The sequence below is a fragment of the Kitasatospora sp. NPDC054795 genome (genome assembly GCF_053611565.1).
Genome location: NZ_JBSHAP010000002.1, coordinates 112253 through 132157, shown reverse-complemented (window position 1 = coordinate 132157; position 19905 = coordinate 112253). Strand labels below are relative to the sequence as shown.

General features: G+C 72.2%; 27 protein-coding genes and 2 pseudogenes. 18 read left to right on the top strand and 11 right to left on the bottom strand.

Features of this window, described 5'->3' with window-relative positions:
• Positions 1–50: 50 nt before the first annotated feature.
• A complete protein-coding gene (locus tag ACWGJO_RS01415) occupies positions 51–473 on the top strand; it encodes an STAS domain-containing protein (RefSeq protein WP_452181598.1) in 423 nt (140 codons plus the stop codon).
• Positions 474–813: 340 nt separating this feature from the next.
• Positions 814–1719, top strand: coding sequence for a SigB/SigF/SigG family RNA polymerase sigma factor (locus ACWGJO_RS01410; RefSeq protein WP_452181597.1), 906 nt, complete (start codon positions 814–816; stop codon positions 1717–1719).
• 601 nt (positions 1720–2320) lie between these two features.
• Here ACWGJO_RS01410 and ACWGJO_RS01405 read toward each other — a convergent pair.
• The 9 genes and pseudogenes from ACWGJO_RS01405 to ACWGJO_RS01365 all read right to left on the bottom strand — a co-directional run bounded on the left by ACWGJO_RS01405 (position 2321) and on the right by ACWGJO_RS01365 (position 8387).
• Positions 2321–4135, bottom strand: a pseudogene (locus ACWGJO_RS01405) (complex I subunit 5 family protein).
• A gap of 6 nt (positions 4136–4141) precedes the next feature.
• Entirely contained in the window at positions 4142–4489 is a 348-nt protein-coding gene (locus tag ACWGJO_RS01400) for a sodium:proton antiporter (protein WP_396323516.1), read from the bottom strand.
• Positions 4489–5241, bottom strand: coding sequence for an MnhB domain-containing protein (locus tag ACWGJO_RS01395; RefSeq protein ID WP_452181596.1), 753 nt, complete (start codon positions 5239–5241; stop codon positions 4489–4491). The genes ACWGJO_RS01400 and ACWGJO_RS01395 overlap by 1 nt, the downstream gene beginning before the upstream one ends.
• The gene (locus ACWGJO_RS01390; protein WP_452181595.1) at positions 5238–5531 is read right to left on the bottom strand and encodes a Na(+)/H(+) antiporter subunit B; all 294 of its coding nucleotides are present in this window, start codon (positions 5529–5531) and stop codon (positions 5238–5240) included. The genes ACWGJO_RS01395 and ACWGJO_RS01390 overlap by 4 nt, the downstream gene beginning before the upstream one ends.
• Positions 5528–5830, bottom strand: a complete 303-nt coding sequence (locus tag ACWGJO_RS01385) for a cation:proton antiporter (RefSeq protein ID WP_452181594.1) — start codon at positions 5828–5830, stop codon at positions 5528–5530. The genes ACWGJO_RS01390 and ACWGJO_RS01385 overlap by 4 nt, the downstream gene beginning before the upstream one ends.
• Before the next feature lie 60 nt (positions 5831–5890).
• A complete protein-coding gene (locus ACWGJO_RS01380; RefSeq protein ID WP_452181593.1) occupies positions 5891–6187 on the bottom strand; it encodes a monovalent cation/H+ antiporter complex subunit F in 297 nt (98 codons plus the stop codon).
• Positions 6184–6633 carry a hypothetical protein gene (locus tag ACWGJO_RS01375; RefSeq protein ID WP_452181592.1) on the bottom strand — a complete coding sequence of 150 codons (450 nt, stop codon included), beginning with the start codon at positions 6631–6633 and terminating at the stop codon, positions 6184–6186. The genes ACWGJO_RS01380 and ACWGJO_RS01375 overlap by 4 nt, the downstream gene beginning before the upstream one ends.
• A gap of 352 nt (positions 6634–6985) precedes the next feature.
• On the bottom strand, positions 6986–7309 hold the full coding sequence (locus tag ACWGJO_RS01370; RefSeq protein ID WP_452181591.1) for a plasmid stabilization protein: 324 nt from the start codon (positions 7307–7309) through the stop codon (positions 6986–6988).
• Positions 7310–7319: 10 nt separating this feature from the next.
• Entirely contained in the window at positions 7320–8387 is a 1068-nt protein-coding gene (locus ACWGJO_RS01365; protein ID WP_452181590.1) for an SDR family oxidoreductase, read from the bottom strand.
• A 115-nt stretch (positions 8388–8502) separates the two neighbouring features.
• Here ACWGJO_RS01365 and ACWGJO_RS01360 point away from each other — a divergent pair, with 115 nt between their 5' ends.
• Complete coding sequence (locus ACWGJO_RS01360; RefSeq protein ID WP_452181589.1) at positions 8503–9198, top strand: HAD family hydrolase; 696 nt, start codon at positions 8503–8505, stop codon at positions 9196–9198.
• Between the two features lie 214 nt (positions 9199–9412).
• Here the strand turns inward: ACWGJO_RS01360 and ACWGJO_RS01355 are convergent, their stop codons facing one another.
• Positions 9413–9838 carry a BrxA/BrxB family bacilliredoxin gene (locus ACWGJO_RS01355; protein WP_452181588.1) on the bottom strand — a complete coding sequence of 142 codons (426 nt, stop codon included), beginning with the start codon at positions 9836–9838 and terminating at the stop codon, positions 9413–9415.
• Positions 9839–10282: 444 nt separating this feature from the next.
• Between ACWGJO_RS01355 and ACWGJO_RS01350 the strand changes: the two genes are divergently transcribed.
• Positions 10283–10408: a hypothetical protein gene (locus ACWGJO_RS01350; protein WP_452181587.1), complete on the top strand. Its 126-nt coding sequence runs from the start codon at positions 10283–10285 to the stop codon at positions 10406–10408.
• Positions 10409–10536: 128 nt separating this feature from the next.
• Complete coding sequence (locus ACWGJO_RS01345; protein WP_452181586.1) at positions 10537–10785, top strand: DUF6296 family protein; 249 nt, start codon at positions 10537–10539, stop codon at positions 10783–10785.
• A 34-nt stretch (positions 10786–10819) separates the two neighbouring features.
• Here the strand turns inward: ACWGJO_RS01345 and ACWGJO_RS01340 are convergent, their stop codons facing one another.
• Positions 10820–11086, bottom strand: coding sequence for a hypothetical protein (locus ACWGJO_RS01340; protein WP_452181585.1), 267 nt, complete (start codon positions 11084–11086; stop codon positions 10820–10822).
• Positions 11087–11665: 579 nt separating this feature from the next.
• On the opposite strand from ACWGJO_RS01340, the gene ACWGJO_RS01335 reads away from it, so the two are divergent.
• The 13 genes and pseudogenes from ACWGJO_RS01335 (at position 11666) to ACWGJO_RS01275 (ending at position 19884) form a co-directional block, all read left to right on the top strand.
• Complete coding sequence (locus ACWGJO_RS01335) at positions 11666–12178, top strand: hypothetical protein (RefSeq protein WP_452181584.1); 513 nt, start codon at positions 11666–11668, stop codon at positions 12176–12178.
• A gap of 376 nt (positions 12179–12554) precedes the next feature.
• The gene (locus ACWGJO_RS01330) at positions 12555–13616 is read left to right on the top strand and encodes an acyl-CoA dehydrogenase (protein WP_452181583.1); all 1062 of its coding nucleotides are present in this window, start codon (positions 12555–12557) and stop codon (positions 13614–13616) included.
• A complete protein-coding gene (locus tag ACWGJO_RS01325) occupies positions 13613–14425 on the top strand; it encodes a PIG-L deacetylase family protein (RefSeq protein ID WP_452181582.1) in 813 nt (270 codons plus the stop codon). Before ACWGJO_RS01330 ends, ACWGJO_RS01325 begins: the two co-directional genes overlap by 4 nt.
• Positions 14422–15081 (top strand): SAM-dependent methyltransferase, encoded by a 660-nt coding sequence (locus tag ACWGJO_RS01320; RefSeq protein ID WP_452181581.1) that lies wholly within the window; start codon positions 14422–14424, stop codon positions 15079–15081. Before ACWGJO_RS01325 ends, ACWGJO_RS01320 begins: the two co-directional genes overlap by 4 nt.
• Positions 15078–15794 carry a glycosyltransferase gene (locus tag ACWGJO_RS01315; RefSeq protein ID WP_452181580.1) on the top strand — a complete coding sequence of 239 codons (717 nt, stop codon included), beginning with the start codon at positions 15078–15080 and terminating at the stop codon, positions 15792–15794. Before ACWGJO_RS01320 ends, ACWGJO_RS01315 begins: the two co-directional genes overlap by 4 nt.
• Before the next feature lie 113 nt (positions 15795–15907).
• Complete coding sequence (locus tag ACWGJO_RS01310; protein ID WP_452181579.1) at positions 15908–16816, top strand: Rieske 2Fe-2S domain-containing protein; 909 nt, start codon at positions 15908–15910, stop codon at positions 16814–16816.
• 185 nt (positions 16817–17001) lie between these two features.
• Entirely contained in the window at positions 17002–17478 is a 477-nt protein-coding gene (locus ACWGJO_RS01305; protein ID WP_452181631.1) for a ferritin-like domain-containing protein, read from the top strand.
• Positions 17479–17577: 99 nt separating this feature from the next.
• Entirely contained in the window at positions 17578–17838 is a 261-nt protein-coding gene (locus ACWGJO_RS01300; protein ID WP_452181578.1) for a DUF4235 domain-containing protein, read from the top strand.
• A gap of 62 nt (positions 17839–17900) precedes the next feature.
• A complete protein-coding gene (locus ACWGJO_RS01295) occupies positions 17901–18083 on the top strand; it encodes a hypothetical protein (protein WP_452181577.1) in 183 nt (60 codons plus the stop codon).
• Positions 18084–18233: 150 nt separating this feature from the next.
• Positions 18234–18815, top strand: coding sequence for a CinA family protein (locus tag ACWGJO_RS01290; RefSeq protein ID WP_452181576.1), 582 nt, complete (start codon positions 18234–18236; stop codon positions 18813–18815).
• Positions 18816–18884: 69 nt separating this feature from the next.
• A pseudogene (locus ACWGJO_RS01285) lies at positions 18885–19025 on the top strand (DNA topoisomerase IB); the annotation flags it as partial.
• Positions 19026–19045: 20 nt separating this feature from the next.
• A complete protein-coding gene (locus tag ACWGJO_RS01280) occupies positions 19046–19528 on the top strand; it encodes a hypothetical protein (protein ID WP_452181575.1) in 483 nt (160 codons plus the stop codon).
• The gene (locus tag ACWGJO_RS01275) at positions 19483–19884 is read left to right on the top strand and encodes a hypothetical protein (RefSeq protein WP_452181630.1); all 402 of its coding nucleotides are present in this window, start codon (positions 19483–19485) and stop codon (positions 19882–19884) included. Before ACWGJO_RS01280 ends, ACWGJO_RS01275 begins: the two co-directional genes overlap by 46 nt.
• The last annotated feature ends 21 nt before the right edge of the window (positions 19885–19905 follow it).

Below are 19905 nucleotides of genomic sequence, written 5' to 3'. Positions count from 1 at the left end.
GGCAGACGATCGGTCTAGGAGACCCTTCCTCTTGCGGGAGGAGCACGGCCATGTATCGTCACCAGCTGTGCCCGCAGTCGGTTCCGTCGGTTTCGCCAACTGGCACGGCCGCGCCGACGTTGGGGCCACGGTCGGCAGCTGTCCGGTTCACTGTTGAAGTCGTCGGAAAGGCCGACGGCTCGGCTCTGGTATCAGTGGTCGGCGAGGTCGACCACGACGGGGCTGACACGTTCAGGCGAGCGTTGGCGACCGCCTTGAACGAGTGCACCGTCGGGCTCGAACTGGATCTCGCAGGCCTGTCGTTCTGCGACTGCGCCGGTCTGAACGTCCTGCTGTGGGCACGCAACCGTGCCGCAGCCACCGGACGCGCCGTACGGGTGGGCTCTATGAGCCCCCGGGTATCGCGGCTCGTCGACCTCACAGGGACCCGAGAAGCGCTCGCCTCCCCTCACTGGCGCGGCCGGTCAATATGAGCTATCGGCCGGCACGTTGCCCCGCAGCACGAGCCTGCCGCCTCCCCGCCGGGCATGTCAGGCCTGTTACGGACGGCCGTGCGAGGGACCTCCGCAGGTAGTGGACGGTCGGGAGTGTGAGGAGTCCCGCGGAGCGGCGGGAGTTGTCCAAGACCAGCCCGCGTAGGTGCCGTTGTGGAGCCGGACTGGCCTTCGCATTGGGTCCGGAGGGACTGACCGGGATGGCAGCTTCCAGCTGCGGCAGGCTGGTCGCGGAGCGCACAGGCAGTGCTGCTTTTCGAGCGCAGACCAGGCGCGACCAGCACGGAAAAGGCGGATGGGGTACGGAAAGGAACGCTCAATGGCTATGCCGACAACGGTGACGCCGGAGATCGAGGCGCGTACTGTCACCGATCCGGGTTTCTTCCCTCGCCTTCACGGGTTGCCGGAGATCGCCGATCCACTTGCCGTCAGCACGACGGAGGCCAGGGAGCTGTCGCGCGTCCTCCTGCTCCGCCTGCGGCAGACGGAGCAGGGCACCGAGTTGCACTCCTATGTGCGCGGCATGCTGATCGAACTGAACGTCTCCCTCGTGAAGTTCGCGGCCAGGCGCTTTCGCAGCAGCCACCAACCGATGGACGACATCATCCAGACCGGCACCGTGGGCCTGATCAAGGCCATCGACCGCTTCGACCCGGACCGTGGAGTGGAGTTCACCACGTTCGCCCTCCCGACGATCATCGGCGAGATCCGCCGGTTCTTCCGCGACTCCACCTGGGCGGTGCACGTCCCCAGGCGCCTCCAGGAGGCCCGGCTAGCTGTCGTCAGGGGATCGGACGAGCTGGAGCAGGACCTCGGTCGGGCGCCCAGCACTGAGGAACTCGCCGTACACGTCTCGCTGCCACAGGACGAGGTGGTCGAGGCGCTCGGAGTCGCCACCGCGCGAACCGCGAGCTCATTGGACGCCCCGATGGACGACGGCGACGCGGACAGCGCCCGGGAGTGTCGCTTGGGCTGCTGCGACCAGGCGCTCGCCGTGGTGGAGGACGTACAGTCCCTCAAACCCCTGATAGCCGAACTGCCCGAGCGCGAGCGCACGATACTGGCTCTGCGATTCACCCAGGACCTCACCCAGGCCGAGATCGGGCGGCGCCTCGGGATCTCACAGATGCACGTCTCCCGGCTGCTCACCCACAGCTTCCAGGTCCTGCGCACGGGCTTGACCGACGATCAGGACGCCGGGAGCCAATCCGCACACGCCCACTGACGAGGTGCACTTTTCCGCGAGCCGGACTGGTGCACCTGCTTCCGGCAGACCAGCGCCGACGGCGTTGCCGACCGCGCCGCGTGCGCGGGCAGCCCGGCTGCGCCTCGGAACGGCGGCGGATCGAGCAGGGACGTCACCGAGGCGCGCAGCCGACCGTGACCGCCCGGCACCCGGACCCTGCGGACCGCCAGGCCGGCGCGCGACGATGACCTCGATGGTGCAGCCCACGGGCCGCCATGCCCGCGTACGCGGAGAAGCCGGCACGGAAGGAAACCGCGCACGGCCGTGCCGAACGAGCACGCGCGGACCTGGCCAGGATGCGGCGCCGACGTTGGCCCGAAGGTTTCCTGACGACCCGTCGCGGAGTCATCCCCGGCCGTGCGATTCCGGCGCAGCCCCGCTCATACGCACGCCCGCTCTCGTGCCGTGCAACGTGCCGCGGCCGACGAGTGCTTGCGGTGTCCGGTACTGTCCGGCTCCGGCGCGGTCGCCCGCGCGCTTTGGCGTCCCACAGTCCGTCGCCAGTCCGTCGCGCATGTCCGCAGCGCAACGCCGAGTCGCAGCTGCTCGCGCTGTTGCCGACCACGAGGCGGGCGGCGCTTCAGACCTGGGCGGTGATCGCGGCGCACAGCACCGCGACGCCGAGTGCCAGCCAGGCCAGGTAGTCACCGAGGTGTCCGGAGTGCAGGCGGCGCAGTGCCCGGACGGCGAGGGCGGCAGGGTGTCGCTCGGGCATTTCTGGTGGGTGCCGGCGGATTGCGGCGGTGGCGAGTGCGACGGCGAGTCCGGCGGACAGCAGGCCGAGAAAGATACCCGTGGTGGTCCAGTCCGCGGGCGGCGCAGGGATCGCAGACGGTGCGCTCTGCCCGGTGACTGCGGCCGTGTAGCGGGCGGGGTCGGTGAAGGCGGCCGCCCCGCGCGCGAGGGTGTCAACGACCATGGGCAGGCAGCCGAGGGCTGCGGCGAGAGCGAGCAGGACGGCGGGGACGATGATCATGGTCGGAGGCAGAGTGCGCCTCATGGAGCGGATCTCGGGTTCCTTGCGCTCACCGGTGGTCTCCTCCTCGCCGGCGCTGCTGCGGGGCGCCGGTCCGGCGCCCCAGAAGACCCGCAGGCCGGCGCGGAGCACTGCGGCGCCGGTGAGGGCGGAGGCGGCGACGAACACGGCGGGCAGCCACGGCTGCCAGTGTCCGGCGGCGTCCTCGGTCACGGCTTTGCCCAGGCCGGTACCGAATGGCGGAAGCCCGGCCAGCGCGAGGGCGCCGACGACGAACAGGACACCGACCCCGCGCAGCTCGCGTGCCCTGCCGTACAGGCCGTGCTCGTCGACGGAGCCGTAGCGGTCCAGCAGGACCCCGGTCAGGGCGAACAGGGCGGCCTTCACGCAGCCGTGCGCGCCGACGTAGAGCGCCGTCCCGACGACGCCGTCGGGGGTGAGCAGTGCGACGCCGATGAGGAACAGGCCGACGTGGCTGACGGTGGAGAACGCCAGCAGGCGCTTGAGATGTCTTTGCTGCCAGCACATCACGGCGCCGACCAGGGCGGTCAGCACGCCCAGGGCCGCGAAGGTGGTGCGGAACGCATCGTGGGGGATGCCGCCGGGGCCGGAGAATACGGTCCACTAGACGCGGGCGATGCCGTAGACGCCGAGTTCGACCATGACGCCGGACATCAGCATGCACACCGGGGTCGGGGCGACCGCGTGGGCGTCGGGCAGCCAGAAGTGGAACGGGACGGCGGCGGCCTTGACCAGGAAGGCGGTGCAGATGAGGACGAACGCGACCACGGTCAGCAGGTCGGTGCGGTGCCCGGCGAGCTGGTGGCCGAGGCGGGCCAGGTTCAGTTCGCCGGTCCGGGAGTAGAGCACGCCGATGCCCAGCAGGGAGCAGTAGGCGGCGAAGGAGGTGACGATGCCGAAGGTGAGCGCGCCCTGGAGCGGGCGGGGGTCTTCGATGCGGTAGCCGGTCAGCGCGTAGGCGGCGGCTCCCATGAGTTCGAAGAAGACGAAGGCGTTGAACAGGTCTCCGGTGAGCGCGAAACCGGCCATGCCGGCCTCGAACAGCAGGATCAGGGCGGGGAAGATGCCGGCGTGCTCGCCCTTCGGTTCGTCGAAGTACCGCCAGGAGTAGACGATCACGGCAAGGACCAGGGCGGCGACCAGCAGGGCCAGACCGGCTCCGATCCGGTCCGCGGCGAGCACGATGCCGACCCGGGCGGGCCAGCCGCCCAGGTCGGCCGTGGCGAGTGGTCCGCCGCGCGTCCACACCAGGACGAGGCAGAGCACCTCGGCCGTGGCGAGGGTGGTCGCGATGATGTCGCAGCCGGTCCGGGGCAGCAGGCGCCCGGCTACGGCGAGCAGGGCTGCGCCGAGCAGCGGGATGGCGACGGCCAGCGGCAGGAGGTCGGCAGCTGTCACGGCCGGTCAGCCCTTCAGGCCGGTGAGGGCCTGCGGGTCGACGGTGTGGTGGCGTTTGCGCAGTTGAACGGTCAGGGCGAGCAGGAGTGCCGTGACGGTGGCGCCGACCACCACGTCGGTCAGGGCCAGGGCCTGGACCACGGGGTCGACGACCGGGCGGGTGCCAGGTGTGAGGTCGGAGTAGACGGGAGCTGTGCCGTTGCGGCGGTAGCCGACGGCCAGGAGCAGTAGGTAGGTGGAGGACTGGGCGACGGCCAGGCATCCGATGGCGTGGATCAGGTTGCGGCTGGTGACCAGGCCGTAGAGGGCGATGAGCAGGACCCATCCGGCGGCAAGGTAGGGCCAGATCCCCATCAGCTGTCTCCGGTCTGAGGTTCGTCGGGGTCGGTGAGTTCGACGGCCTGGTCGAGGAAGTGGGCGAGCAGGGCGATGAGCCCGGAGGCGACCTCGACTCCGACGGCGGCGTTGAGCACGGGGACGGTGCCGCCGGACGTGATCTCGTTGAAGGTGCCGAGCGGCAGCACGTTCTTCAGGAACGCGCCGCCGGCGATCAGACCGGCCAAGCCGACGAGGGTGAAGGAGGCGGCGGCGAGTGAGTCCGCGACGTCCAGGACGGTCAGTGGGCGAAGCTTCTTCAGGGCCCGGTAGTCGGCCGCGACGTAGGCCAGGTGCAGGGCGGTGGCGAGCACTACTCCGCCCTGGAAGCCGCCGCCAGGGCTGAGCTGGCCGTGCGCGACGATGTAGACGCCCACCACCAGGGTGACCGGGAGCAGAAGCGCGCCGAACAGGCGGGTGGTGGGCATGACGCGCTCGGCCTCGGCGCGGCGGTGGCGTTCGTCGCGGGCCCGGCGCAGCAGCAGGGTCGCGCCCAGGACGGTGCCGAAGAGGATGGACTCCTCGCCCAGGGTGTCGAAGGCGCGGATGTCGAAGTTGACGGAGGAGACGACGTTGGCCGTGCGATGGGAGAGGGCCGCCGCCACCGCCCGGTCGCCGTACGGGTGGTCGGATCCGCCGAAGCGCGGTATCCCGGTGCAGGCGGCGGCGAAGAAGGCGGCGATCACGGCGGCGGCGACCAGGAACATGATCAGCCGGGCGCGCGCCGTCACCCCTCCCCCTGTCCGGTGCTCTCGCCGCGGTCGTCGGTGCCGGGCTTGCCGGTGGAGCGACGGGTGACCTTGCGGACACTGAGGAGGATCAGCAGCGGGGTCAGCGCGGTGCCGACGGCCAGCTGGGACAGGGCCACGTCCGGGGCCTGCAGTACGGCGAACAGCACCGACAGACCCAGCCCGAGTGCGGACAGGACGACGGCCTGGCGGGCCGGGTCGCGGGTGAGCACCGCCGCGGTGGCAGCAACGACCACGAACAGCAGAGCGGCGCCGATCAGCCACTCGTTCACGAGGTTCCCTCCTCGGAGCCCTCGGTCTGGCGGGAGGCGCGGCCGATGGCGATCGTGGTGACCGTGCCACCGACGGCGAAGAGCAGTCCGATGAACAGCGTCTTGACCGCCGGCCGGCCAACCCCCTGGTCCACGGCGACAGCCGCGGCGATCAGCGGCATTCCGGCCACGGACGCGGGGCTCAGGGCGTGCAGCCGCACCAGTGTCCCGCGAAGGCGCAGCATCGCCAGTGCGGAGAGCAGCATGCACCCCGCCCCGGACCAGAGGAGCACGAGCGTGATCAGGTGTCGTATCGTCATCCGGCCTCCTCTCCTGCGCATTTTCCTGCGAACGCCGGCCGGGGCCGGGTGGACTGCCAGTCACGTCTCGGTGCTGGAAGCGTCGGGATCCGGCCGTGTCTCGTGCTGTCGGCCGGCCACGAATCGGGTGAAGACCAGCGTGCCGGCGGGTGCGAGGATGGCCAGCATCAGCGCGAGGTCCTGGTAGGAGGACCGGTCGTAGGCCTGCGGTAGCAGGAGGAACACCGCCCCGACGATGGTCGACAGCAGGGAGGCCCCCGCGAGTCGGCGCACCGCGGTGCCTCGCGCCACCACCCACAGGCAGGCGGGTACCGGGGCGGCCAGCAGGACGAGGGCGGCCACGGCCCACGCGTTCACCGCTTCCTGCCCTGGAGGGCGACGGCCCTTTCGACAGGGCCCGCGTCCGGCCGCAGGGCGTGCACCACCACCTCGTCGTGGCCAGGGACGTCGATCACGCAGGTGTCCGGGGAAGCGGCGAGCAGCACGCCGGCCCAGCCCGCGTCCGCCCCCGGCTTCAGGCGGACGCGCCGTACCGCAGTCTCGGGGCAGTGCGCCATGGCGGCCACCAGGACGGCCAGGCCGCGAACGACCGCCCGAGGCAGGGACAGCACCGACCGTGCTGCGCAGCGGGCTCCAGTGAAACCGGCGCCGGCGGCCAAGCGCATCCGCCGCGCCGCCGGTGCCCCGCCCACCGCTGCGACGCCGGCGACCGCCAGCTCGGCGGGCGTCACCGAGCTGATCGACACCACCGTCAGGCCCAGCAGGCCTGCGCACCACACCACGATCTCGACCCCAGCGCGCACCGGACCTCCTGTCACCCAAGCCATTGTTCGACCACCTGGCCCGCCGCCCCGCGAATGGCGGGTGGCATGCCCGGCGCGCCACCCGTACGGTTCAGCGCCGCCGAGCAAGCTGCGTTCAGTCCGGCGGTTCCTGGGGGCGAGACCCGGGCTCCTGCGGGGCGGGTTCGCCCGGGCGGGGTGGGGTGGTCGGCTCGGGGGGCGGGGTGGGCGGGCCGGGCGGTGCCGGCGGGTCCGGAGGTTGTGGCGGTTCGACCGGCTTCGGCGGGCCCGGGGGTGACGGAGATGCGGGTGGCGGCACGGGGGTGACGTCCGGGTCGGGCCGAATGGGAACGGATCCCATGATCACGGTCTCCTATCGGCCGAGTGCGTGCTCGAGCTGCTTCTTGTTCATCTTCGAGCGGCCGTGGATGTTGCGCTTCTTCGCCTCGTTGTACAGCTGCTCCTTCGTCGGGCCCTGGGATCCGCTGTGGGAGCGCAGGCCGCCGCGCCGGGAGGAGGAGATGTCCTTGACCGAGCTACGGCTGGCGGTCTTCGACTCGCCGTGCCGTGCCCGTTCCTTGTTGACCGTGCGGGCGGCGATCTCCTTGGCGCGCTTCTCGCTCTCACCGCGCTCCTGCGCACTGTCCTTGATGTGCTCGTACTGGCGTTCCCGCTTGGGAGTTGATCCGCGAGGCATGGTCACTCTCCTACTCGTGTGGCTGCGAGGCGCGTGTGCCCCGCATCGGGGAGACGAACCCGGCGCGAGCCCGGGGCAAACCCGCCCTCACCCATCCGGCCGCCCGCCGTGCCCCGCTGGCGAGAGCGCCCAGGCGGTGGGCGGCTTCCTGTTGGAGGCTGCGAGCTTGTGCCTGGTCGTCGAACCGGCCGTGGGCTCCGAAGTCCCGCCCCGAATCCACAGGTTGGAAGAGGTTGTCCGGGTCGCTCGTGCGCCGCCGCCGGCCTGTCTGCTGGGAGGCGAAGCCGGTGCGGGCCAGGTAGCGGTCCAGCAGGCCCGGAACGAGGGTGTTCGCGATCAGGGTGGCCACCGTGCTGGCCCCGACCCAGTACTCGCGCCGCCCGGGGTGGTCGGCCGCGTACAGGACGGCGCGGGCGGCGACCTCGGGCTGGTAGATCGGTGGCACCGGCTGGGCGCGCCGGGGCAGGCGGGAGCGGACCCAGTCGAACTGCGGTGTGTTCACGGCCGGCATCTGCACCATCGTGGTGCGCACCTTGGTGCCGGAGGCGAGGAGTTCGCAGCGCAGCGCCTCGTTGAAGCCCTGGATGGCGTGCTTGGCGCCGCTGTAGGCGCTCTGCAGCGGGATGCCGCGGTAGGCGATCGCCGAGCCGACCTGCACGATCACCCCCGCGTCACGCGGCAGCATGCGGCGTAGCGCCGCACCGGTGGCGTACACGTAGCCGAGGTAGCTGACCTCGGTGACCCGCCGGAACTCCTCGGGGGTGATTTCGACAAAGGGGGCGAAGACGGAGGCGAATGCGTCGTTGACCCACACGTCGATCGGGCCGAGCTCCTGCTCGACCCGCTCGGCGGCGACCTCCACCGCCTGCGGGTCGGCGACGTCCATCTCGATGGCGATCACCTTCGCGGCACCGGCCTGCTCCGCCTCGCGCACCGCCCCGGCCAAGCCGGCACGGCCGCGGGCGATCAACGCGAGCCGGTCCCCACGGGTGGCGAACGCTACTGCGCAGGCGCGTCCGATGCCGCCGCTGGCCCCGGTGACCACCACGGTCCGGACGGTCGGCTGGTGAGGTGTCATACGGGGCGGGTTCCCGCGATCGGCGGCCGGAAACGGGCGTGGCGGCCGTGCAGTCGGCGCGGGCGGGCCGTAGCGTCGAGGATCGGCGAACACGACCCGAGCGAGGAGGCGGACGATGCCGGCCGCAGCGCTGTTCGACGTCGACGGGACGCTGCTCGACACGAACTACTGGCACACCGTGGCCTGGGCGCAAGCCCTGGCCCAGTTCGGTCACAACCCGGCGATGGCGCGCATCCATGGCGCGATCGGCATGGGCGGCGACCAGCTCCTGGACCATTTGCTCGGCGAGGGACGCGACCGCGACCGCGACGAGGCGATCAGCACGGCGCACCATGCGCTGTTCGCCCGGTTCTGGCCCGGCCTGCGGGCCTTCGACGGGGCCGGCGACTTGCTGCGGGCTCTCAAGCGCCGCGGCTGGACGGTCGTTCTTGCCTCCTCCGCCTCCTCCCGGGACCTCGCGGTGATGCGGCGCGCCCTGGACGCGGACGACGCGATCGACGCCGCTACCTGCGCCGACGACGTGGACGCCAGCAAGCCCGCCCCCGACCTCGTCCATGCCGCCCTGGCCAAGGCCGGTGTCGGACCCGACCGGGCGGTGTTCGTCGGCGACACCCCGTGGGACGTGCAGGCCGCCGCCCAGGCCGAGGTGCCGTGCATCGCGGTCCTGTCCGGCGGCTTCGGCGAGCGCGCCCTTCGCGCGGCCGGGGCACTGGAGATCCACGCCGACGTCACCGAGCTTCTCACCGGCCTGGACGGCAGCGTCCTCGCAGACCCGGCAGGCTACGCGCCCGAGGCCCACTGGGCCCGTTGACAGCGGCCGAGATTGACTCCCGTGCACGGCCGGCGGTTCCCCACTGGTGGCCCCCGCCTGCGGCCAGTTTGCGCTCCGCGGCGGCGGACTGCCGGACACTCGCGGTGACCGTTGACGGACCAGTCGGCTCGCGCAATGTGTCTTGAGGAACCGCGACCCGTGCGGACCGGTCCCGGCCAGTAGGCAGGGACCGGTCCGCAGCGCGGTGGGGCTGTTACCGGCCGAGCTCGTTGAAGGCGGATTGGAGGTCGGCGGCGAGGCTCTGGGCGTCGCGGCCTTCAATGCGGTGGCGGGGTACGAAGTAGACGAGTTCGCCGTCCTTGAAGAGGGCGATGGAGGGGTGGGACGGGGGGATGTCCTCGATGTAGGAGCGCATCTTGGCGGTGGCTTCGATGTCCTGCTCGTCGAAGACGGTGAGCAGCCGGTCCGGGCGCTTGGCGTCCCCTTCGAGAGCGAGCCGGACACCAGGGCGGGCCGTGGCGGCCGCGCAGCCGGCGACGGAGTTGAAGACCACCAGGGTCATGCCGGTGGCGGCATCCTTCATGGCGCGGTCGACATCGTCAGAGGTGTACAGCTCGACGAAGCCGACCGAGGTCAGTTCGTCCCGGAACGGCTTGATCAGCAACGGTGAGTACGGCATTACAATCCTCACTGAGAATCACGAGTGAGTTACTCAAGGTACTGGTTCGTGTCCGCTCATGGCGACACCGACCGGAACCGTCGGCTCGGAAGCGACGTGCCGACCGAGCGCGGGGTCGCCCGGGGCAATGAGCCAAGCTTCGCTACTGACCGTGGCGAGATTCGTGGCCAAGCGACCGCCGACAGGTGGCCGCCGGTGGGGGAATCCAACTGGCCACCGACAGCCCGTCTCGGAACGGCCCCACCGGTCGTTCGACGCCTGCCCGGGAAGGCGCTGTCGGCACGGGGCGAAGTGGCCGGCTCGGGGGGCCTGCGGTACCAGTCGCTGGGCTGGCCGACCTGAGGGTCGGGCAGTGCGCGTGCGACGTCGGTCTGGGCGACGATGCAGATCAGGCGGCGGCCGTCGATGACGGGCAGCCGGCGGACCTCGTGGACGGCCCATGGGGTGAAGGATCTCGTCGGCATCGTCTCCGGCGCCGATCGTGCCGGCTTCGCCCTGGGCGCGTTCGCCGGCGAGGGTGGCGGACGGGTCTTTGCCCACCGTCGCAGCCTCGGCCGCCAAGGGCAATGAGCAGCCCCACCAGCCCCAGGCTGTGCTCCGGGCCACGCGACTACGATGGACGAGCATTCCGCAGGTGGCGGCGCCCCCTGCGGCGACAGGCCGCCCAGGGTACGAAGACGGTGAGGAGAGTGCCCCTCATGGCCCCCATCCGGCGCTACGGCATCACCCTTCCTGGCACCCCCGGCCGCCACGGGCCGCCCACCGTGCTCGTGGTGCACTTGACCGGCGATCTCACCGCGGAAGGACTGCCCGTGTACGCGGACGAGTCGGGCGCGTTCCGCGTGCAGATCGGTGACGACCACGTCGCGCAGCCGCTCCCGGGAGCGGACTGTCCTGGCGGCGGAGCCCGGCAGTGGCAGTGTCTGCATGCCGAGCCGCTGCACTGACGAGTCCCCGCCGGCAGCTCTCTTCGAGGCCGGGCTACGGTGTCGGCGGCTTGGCGCTGCCGTACTCCTCCACCACGTCGAGGACCTCCCGCAGCGCCAACTCCACATCGGCGCTGCCCGGACCCTTGGCCCGCGCGCAGCGGAAACCACCGTCGTGCGAGAACAACGCCCGCAGCGTCCACTCGGACAGCGACAGCACGAGGCTCTCGTCAGTCTCCCGCGCGACGCTCCACCCGAACATGCGGGCTGTGGCGTCCAGGTAGAACGCATCGTGACTCAGGGGAAGTTCGTGGTCGGCCATAGGCTTGATGCTCGCCGCCCCGCCGCCCGAACGCCACCCCGCGAAGGGAGCGCTCCCGATCCCGCCGACCGGGCAGAGCCCAACAGCCTGCCGTGCCCGAACACCGGCCAGGCGGTAACCAGCACGTCACGCGGGTGAGCCCCAGTACCGAGTGACGCGCCAGCGGTGATGAGCGCTTCGGGCTGCGCTCCGGTGGCCCACTGGTAGGACACCAGCACGCCGCGCTCGAAACCGGCGCACGACGAGGGCCGGCGCTGGGACCGCCTTGCTCGCCTCGCGCACCTCGTCCATGCAACGCGCTCCTACGGCGGCGGTCGCCGCGCCCCGTCTGTGGTCACGTCGGCAACCACGTCCGCCGGACGTCCCCCGCCTGCCGGCCGGCACGCTGTCCGGGACCCACCGAGCCTCTCGCCGAACCGTTGTGGAGAGCCTCGCCGCACAGGCATTCGCCGACGGCACAGGGCACCATGGAAGAACTCCCCGGGCCGCGCACCCCCGGTGCCTCTGTCCCTGCCGGCGCGGCCGGGCCGGCACTCTCTCGGAGGACTCGCAATGTCTCCCCAACTCCTGGCGGAGCCGATGAGCGTCTACCTGAACGATCACCTGACCGGTGCGTTCGGCGGCGCCGCGCTAGCCCGCCGCATGGCCGACACACACTCGGACAGCCGCCGCGCGACCGAGCTGCGCCGCCTGGCCCGCGATGTGGAGCAGGACCGCGACGACCTCGTACGGATCATGAACACCCTCGCGGTGCCCGTGCGCCACTACCGCACCTGGCTCGGCCTGGCGGGTGAACGTATCGCGCGCCTCAAGCCCAACGGAACCCTGGCGCGGCGCTCTCCGCTGAGCGACCTGATCGAGCTGGAAGCGATGCGCACCGGCGTCGAGGGCAAGACCGCGCTGTGGCAGGCGCTGCGCGCCATTGCCGACAACGATCCCCGCCTTGACCCGGACGACCTGGACCGGCTCATCCGGCGTGCGGTTGAGCAGACACGCACGCTGAGCGCCTGGCACCAGGCGGTCAGCGCCGAGGTCCTCACCGGCAGAGGCCCCGCGTCCGGCGGGGGCAGCAGCTCGCCGTCGCCCCTGTGAGCTGATTCCGCCGGATCGGCGTTTCGCTTAGCGGTGGGGTTGGCTGAGTGGATTGTCGCAGCGGGGGCAGACGCGTGCCCGACATCAGCTGTCCGGCCGCGTGGAGGCAACCGGCGATGGTTCCTCTCTTCTTGTCCTGCTGCCGGCTCTGAGTGCCTCGTTCGGCGCCGCGAACTGTCGCCGTCGAGCGGGCAGGGATCCGGCTCGCGGTGCAGAGTCGGAGCATTGCCGAGCGCGGCGCTGCCCGCGCCCGGCCCGATGTCGAGGAGTTCGTTGTGACCGCTGGCTCGTCCTTCCGACCGTCCACGTTGCCGCCGTGGCCTGTGCGGCTGCCACGCCAGCCTGATCCGCGCAGGGCGGACAGGAAGGACAGCCGATGAGTACCGACGAGGTGGTGGCCGGTGCGCTGAGCGGCTTGGGCGATCCTTCGAACCTGGGAGCCGATGCGGAGCAGCACCGCCGGTGCATCGCGGAGGAGTTCACCCGGATGGCGCTCTGCGGCGAGCTGGACCTGCCGCTGCCCGGTGGCGGCCGGACCCGTACCCGGTGGGAGGCGCTGACCCGGTGGGCGCAGTGGGATCTGTCCCTGGCCCGGCTCGCCGAGGGGCACGCGGACGCCGTCGCGGTTCTCGCCGAGATCGACGCCGAGGGCACGGACGACCTGCCGACGGGCGCGGACGGGGCCCGCTGGGGGGTGTGGGCAGCCGAGCCGCCCGGCTACACGTTGGAGGCCCGCAGGGTGCCGGGCGGGTGGCGGCTGTTCGGGGTGAAGCCGTTCTGCTCGGGCGCCCGGGTGTGCACGCACGCGCTGGTGACCGCGCGGGAGGGGGATCGGCGGCTCCTGTTCGCTGTCGAGGTCGCACAGCCCGGCGTCGAACCGCTGCCGGGTAGCTGGCCCGGGCCGGGTATGGCGGGCAGCGACACCCTGGACGTCAACCTCGACGGAGTCCGCGCCGTCCCGGTCGGCGAGCCGGGTGCCTATCTGGCGCGTCCCGGGTTCCATCACGGAGGGATCGGCGTCGCCGCCTGCTGGTACGGCGGTGCGCGCGCGGTCGCCCGTACGCTGCTGTCCGCCTCGCGCACGTGGGACCTGGACGCGCACGCGCTGGCGCACCTCGGTGCCGTCGACGCCCGCCTGGCCACCATCGACTCTTTGCTGGACGGCTCCGCTGCTGCCGTGGACACCGACCCCCTCGACGCGGACGGCAGGGCGCGCCTGCGCACGATGCGGGTGCGTGCCGCCGTCGAGGACGCCGCCGGCGAGGTCCTGGTCCGGGTCGGCCGGGCACTGGGCGCCGCGCCGCTGGGACACGACGCCGTCCATGCGCGCGCCGTCGCGGACCTGACCGTCTATCTGCGCCAGCATCACGCCGAGCGGGACCTCGCCGCTCTCGGCAGGGCCGCCTCCGCCGCCCGCCTGGACTGGGAGGACAAGTGACGAGTCGCCAGGCCCAGCCCCTCTCCACCGTTGAGCCGAAATCGTCCCCGGCCGACCCGATCCAGGCGCCCGGCACCCCCGAACAGGACTGGCAGGACTGGCCCGGGCTTCACCGCCTTCCCGTCATCGACCCGCTCGCCTGCCTGCCGACCACGCGAGGCCGCCCTGCGCGGGTCCTTGTCGTGGCGGCCCATCCCGACGACGAGGTCCTCGGCTTCGGCGGCACGATCGCCGCCCTCGCGGCCGGCGACATCCGGCTGCGCCTGGTGTCGGTCACCGCCGGCGAGGCTTCCCACCCGCACAGCCGCACCCCGGTGGCCCGCGACCTGGCGGCCGTCCGAACCCGGGAGCTGCACCAGGCGCTCGGCCGGCTGGGCGCCGACGTACAGAGCGTGGCGCTGGGCGTGCCCGACGGCCGGGTCGCACGGCACGAACAGGAGCTGACCGGCGAGCTGGCCGAGCTGCTGCGCGACTGCGACCTGTGCGTGGCGCCGTTCAGCGGGGACCTGCACCCGGACCACGAGGCGGCCGGCCGTGCCGCCCTGGCAGCCGGGGCCGCGCGGGGCGTGCCGGTGTGGGAGTACCCGGTGTGGGCCTGGCACTGGGCCGCGCCCGGCGATCCGCGACTGCCCTGGCACCGCGCGGCCCGCATCCCGCTGCCGCCCACCGCCCGGGCCCGCAAGCGCGCGGCGCTGGAGTGCTTCCGCAGTCAGACAGAGCCGCTCGGCACCGGGCCCGAGGACGCGGCGATCCTGCCGCCCGACGAACTCGCCCATATTCGGCGCGACTTCGAGGTGATCTGGCGATGACCGCGTCCCGACCCGGCACTGTGGGCGAGGCGACGGGCACGCCAGGGGGCTATTTCGCCCGCATGTACGCCGACCACGACGATCCATGGCGACTCGCCGACCGCTGGTACGAGCAGCGCAAGTACGCCCTCACCCTCGCGGCTCTGCCCAGAGCCGCCTACCGCAGCGCCTTCGAGCCCGGCTGCTCGGTCGGCGTCCTGTCCTCTCTGCTCGCCGACCGCTGCCGGGCCCTGCTCTCCTGCGACCGGGAGGAACGCCCCCTCGCGCGGGCCCGTGCCCGTCTGGCGCACCTGCCGCACGTGCGGGTCGAGCACCGCCTGCTGCCCGACGACTGGCCGCAGGAGAGCTTCGACCTCGTCGTCCTTTCGGAACTCCTGTACTACTTCGACGCCGTCGAGGCCGCCGACCTGCTGGACCGCGCGGTGCGGTCGCTGGAGCCAGGGGGAACCCTGGAACTCGTCCACTGGCGCCACCTGGTGGCCGACCATGCCCGCAGCGCCGAGGCCGTCCACCAGCAGGCCGGCGGCCATCCGGCCCTGGTACGGATCGCCTCGCACACCGAGCCGGACTTCCTCCTGGACGTGTTCACCCGCCCCGAGCGGCCCGGCACCCCGGCGGCAAGCCTGTCGGTCGCCGCCGCCGAAGGGCTGACGTGATCCACGCCCTCGCCGTGATCGTGCCGGCCCGCGACGAACAGGAGCTGCTCGCCGGCTGCCTGGACGCGTTGCACCGGGCGGCCCGGCATCCGCACGTGCGGGACCTGCCGAGCCGGGTGGTCGTGGTGGCCGACGCCTGCACGGACGGCACTGCGGCCATCGCCCGCCGGCACGGCGCCGAGCTGCTGGAACTGACCGCGGGCAACGTCGGGACCGCCCGTGCGGCCGGCAGCCGCCACGCCCTGGACCTCACCCTCAGCTCCTGCCCGGGCCTCACTCTCGACAGCATGTGGTTGGCCCACACCGACGCGGATTCCCGCGTCCCGGCCGACTGGCTGGCCCGCCAGCGGGCCGACGCGGACGGTGGTTGGCACGCCGTCGTGGGCACCGTCCACGTCGCGGACTGGACCGGCCACCCGCAAGGCACCGGCGCTGCTTTCCGGCGGCACTACCAGCAGGAGAGGTACGCCGGCGGGCATCGGCACGTCCACGGCGCGAATCTCGCCGTGCGGGCCGACGCCTACCGCGCGGCCGGCGGCTTTGAGTCGCTGCCCGTTGGCGAGGACCGCGCCCTGGTCGCCGCCCTGGAAGCCGGCGGCTACCGCGTCAAGCGCACCGACCGCAGCCCCGTCCTCACCTCGGCGCGGCGCGATCCACGCGCCCGCGGCGGATTCGGTGACTATCTGCGCGACCTCGACGCCTTGGCCGGTTGACAGCCCCAGGTCTGTCGACAGTGGATCGCACGGGATACCCGGTACGCCGTCCGGCTCAACCCGGCCAGCGCGGCTGCGGGGCAGCGGGCAGCGTGGTTCCCATGGGAACCATCATGACCCGTATCACCGACGCCGCACGGTCGGACGGTGACGACGGTATCGGCGTCCGGGCGTTGAAGGTGCTCGACGCCGTGGCTGGGGCCGAGGAACTCGACGCGGTCACCGAGCCCCTGAAGCGTGCCGTCCAGGGCCTTCCGCTGGGGCGGCTGCGCGGCGTGCTGCACGGCCGCCCCCTGGGGCACCCGCTGCACCCCGCGCTGGTCCAAGTTCCGGTCGGTGCCTGGCTGTCCGCAGGCGTCCTCGACCTGGTGCCCGGCTCGGAACGCGCCGCACGCCTGCTCGTCGCGATCGGCGTCGTCACCGCCGCCCCCACGGCGTGGACGGGCTGGGTCGACTGGGCCGAGCAGCACGAGCAGCAGATGCGTACCGGTCTGCTGCACGCGGCGTCGATCGCGGCCGCGGTGGGTCTGTACGGTGCGTCGTGGGCGGCCCGCTCGCGCGGCCGTAACGGGCTGGGACGCGCGCTCGGCTTCGCCGGACTGACCGCGGTCGGGACCGGTGCGGCGATCGGCGGCCACCTCGCCTACCGGCAGGCCGCCGGCGCGAACAAGACAGAACCCGTCCCCCACCTCGTCGAGCCCGGCTGGCACGACCTCGGCCGCGCGGACGAGTTCACGATCGGCGAGGCGGCGCGCCGGATGGTCGGCGAGGTGCCGGTGCTGGTCGTGCGGCAGGCCGACGACGCGTTCCGGGTTCTGGCCGACCGGTGCAGCCACTTCTCCGGCCCCCTCTCACAGGGCGAGGTCGCCGACGGCTGTGTGACGTGCCCCTGGCACGGCAGCGTCTTCCGGCTCTCGGACGGCTGGAACGTCGGAGGGCCGGCGACCGCCCCGCAACCGTGCTTCGCCACCCGCACCGACAGCGCCGGCAACCTTCAAGTGCGCCTGCCCGACGCCGGCTGAATGCGCCGGGCCGCCACCGAGGCGGCTGTGGTGCTAATCGGTGGTGCCGGACACATACCGGTGTCACGGCCCCCGGTGTCGGGAAGGCGTGTCGCACCGTTTTCTCCAACTCTTGGGAGCACACCGTGGCAGGCGACGACTTCGTGATCGACGTGAGCCGGATCCGGGACGAGGCCCGGCAGAAGATGGCCGAAGGCGCCGTGACGAGCACCTACGGCCTCGACACCGAAAAAGTGATCGCAGTGTTGAACGACGTGGTCGCCACGGAGGTCGTGTGCTGGCTGCGTTACACCCGGCACGCGATCTCCGCCACCGGCATCGACCGTGCTCAGGTGGCGGCGGAGTTCACCGAGCACGCCGCCGAGGAGATGCAGCACGCCCTGCGGGCTGCCGAGCGGATCGCCCAGCTCGGCGGCGAACCGGACTTCGACCCCGCCACCCTCGCCCAGCGCGCCCACACCGACTACACCGCGCCGGACGAGAAGGATCTGAAGGCGATGCTGGAGCACAACCTGCTGGCCGAGCGGATCGTCATCTCCACCTACCAGGAGATCGCCCGCTGGCTCGGCGACCACGACCCCACCACCCGCCGCCTCATCGAGTCCATCCTCGAAGAGGAGGAAGAACACGCCGACGACCTCACCGACCTTCTCGCCGTCTGATCCGGACAGGTCGACCACCGTCGCAGGATTGGCCGGACGGTTGGCGGACAGACGCACAAGCAGCCGTCCGGCCACGGCGACCCGAAGGAGGAGACCGAGATGGTGAAGATCCTCTACAAACCCCTCGGGCTCCTCTTCGGAGCCCTCGGCGGCCTGATCGCGGGCGCCGTCTTCAGGCGCCTGTGGGCCCTGCTCGGGCACGAGGACGACGCGCCCCAGGCCACCGATCAGGGACGCAGCTGGAAAGAGGTGCTGACCGCCGCCGCCCTGCAAGGAGCGGTCTTCGCCCTCGTCAAGGCCGCGGTCGACCGCAGCGGAGCCGTCGGCACGCGCCGCCTGACCGGCATCTGGCCCGACTGACCTCGCCACCCGCCCGGGACCGCCGCGCCAGTCGCCTGCGGCCGACACAGGAAGGCAGCCCGTTGAACGAGTTCGACCGTGACCAGGCCCAACGGAAGTCCAAGAACCTGTCGCATCTCAAGGACGACGTCGACGAGAAGAACACCGAGCACATTGAACGTGTCAAGCAGCACGAGGACGAGATCCGCCAGCACGACCCTGAGCACGGTGCCGCCGAGCAGCCGCAGAGGTCCCGGTCCGACTGATCCGGGTGGCCGCCGAAAAGGGGACGGCGCCCGCCGGGTGGGCGGAGAAGGTCTCCCTGTCGGCTGGACGGGCGCGCCGCCCCCTTCCCTCATGCCTGGGCAAGCCGCGCGGACTGGCACTCGAACCCCGTTGATCGCACCCTTGCTCCCATGGCCAAGCAGCAACGTGGACCCGCGATGAATGTCCGCGCCGCGGAGAACGGCAGGGTCGAAGAGCCGGCGCAGGAAGCACCACGGCCGGGGCTTGGCCGGCCAGGGGCGCTGGCGCGTGAGGTGAACCGCGCGCTGGCGGCTGCCGGCCACACCGTGGCGGCGGCGGAATCTCTCACCAGTGGCGGGTTGTGCGAGGCACTGGGCGACGCACCCGGCGCCGCCGCCACGTTCGTCGGCGGCATCGTCGCGTACTCCACCGACCTCAAGGAGCGGCTCCTCGGCGTGGACGGCGCCCTCCTCGAGCGGGTCGGCGCGATCCATCCGGAAGTCGCCCGCCAGATGGCGCAGGGCATCCGGACGATCACCCGGGCGACCTACGGCGTGGCCACCACCGGTGTCGCGGGGCCCGCCCCCCAGGACGGGCAGGACGTGGGGACCGTCTTCGTCGCCGTCGCCACACCCCACACCACCACCGCCATCCGCGCCCGCCCGAGCACGCACGACCGCAGCGGGATCCAGCACGCAGCCGTCCTCGCCGCCCTTCAGCTGTTGCACGACCGACTTCGCCCACCCAGGTGACGCAGTCACCGGCGCTGGGCGGGTCCGGCGCTGACCGGACGCGGCGGGTCGGCGAGGAAGGGAAGACCGATGGTGCGCCTGTCGACCAGCGATCCGCACCGTCCCGGCTGGACGCGTGTTCGCCACGGCCGAGGCTTCATCTACCGCGACGCCCACGGCGCGCCCCTGCGTGGCACCGAGGTGTTGGGCCGGCTCAGGGACCTCGCCATCCCGCCGGCATGGACGCAGGTATGGATCTGCCCGGAGCCGGGCGGCCACATCCAGGCCGTCGCCAGTACCTGTACCACCCCGACTTCCGGGCCCGCCAGGAGCTGGCCAAGCACGAGCCCGTCCTCACCGTCGCCGCGGCTCTGCCCGCACTGCGCGACCGCGTGGCCACCGACCTGGCCCTGCGCGGCCTGCAGCGCCGACGCGTGCTGGCCTGCGCGGCACGTCTGCTCGACCTCGGCTTCTTCCGCGTCGGCTCCGCCGCCTATGCCAAGGACAACGGCTCCTACGGCCTGACCACCCTCCTGCGCGACCAGGTCAACGTCCAGGGCCCGACGGTCAGCTTCGCCCATCGCGCCAAGTCCGGCCGACAGCGCGACGTCAGCCTCACGGATCCGACCGCGGCCCGGGCCGTTCGTGCCCTGTTGCGCCGCAGCGACACCGGGCCCCAGCTCCTGGCCTGCTGGGAGCACGCAGCTGGCAGCCGGTCGACGCCGGGCAGCTGAACGGCTACCTGCGTCAGGCGAGCGGCCAGGACATCTCCGCCAAGGACTTCCGTACCTGGCACGCCACCGTGCTGACCGCCGTGGGCCTGGCCGTCTCCTGGCCCGCCGCCCAGCGTTCGCAAGCCGCGCGGCGCCGGGCGTGCGCCCGGGTGGTACGCGAGATCGCCTCCTACCTGGGCAACACCCCCGCGGTGTGCCGCGCCTCCTACATCAACCCCCGGCTGTTCGAGCTCTACGACCAGGGCGTCACCATCGCCTCGACCCCGCCGGAGGCCGGCGCCGATCCCCTGGGGCCGGGGCTACCCGGGACCGGCGAGTGGATCGAGCACGCCGTCATCGCGCTGCTCAGCTCCTGACCAGGTATCAGTGTGGCGCCG